Origin of the sequence: Chromohalobacter sp. HP20-39 (assembly GCF_033052815.1) — a bacterium.
Classification (GTDB): Bacteria; Pseudomonadota; Gammaproteobacteria; order Pseudomonadales; family Halomonadaceae; genus Chromohalobacter.
On record NZ_JAWHTP010000294.1, the window covers coordinates 1 to 358 of the forward strand.

Annotated in this window: 1 protein-coding gene; it reads right to left on the reverse strand. The window is 62.6% G+C overall.

The window, feature by feature from the left end; all coding sequences use genetic code 11:
* Positions 1 to 358 (reverse strand): redoxin domain-containing protein (locus RVY79_RS18055; RefSeq protein WP_317465902.1); only part of this gene is annotated, 358 nt, incomplete at both ends.

The following is a 358-nucleotide window of genomic DNA, read 5'->3' on the forward strand; positions in this document are numbered from 1 at the left end:
TGGCACCGCCAACCGCGCGGTTGCACGGGCACAGCTCGTCGGTCTGCAGGCCGTCGAGAATGCGCAGCACTTCATCCGGGTTGCGGCCCACGTTCAGGTTGTTGACCGACACGTGCTGGATGACGTTGTCCGGGTCGACGATAAACGTTGCACGCAATGCAACGCCGGCCTCATGTTCGCGCACGCCGAGCTGATCAATCAGGGCACCGGTCGTGTCGGCAAAGGACCACTGGTTGAGCTTGTCGAGGTCTTTGTGCTCGCGGCGCCATGCGAGCTTGACGAACTCGTTGTCGGTCGAGCCGCCCAGCACGACGGTGTCGCGGTCTTCGAAATCGCCGTTGAGTTTGGCAAAGGCGAC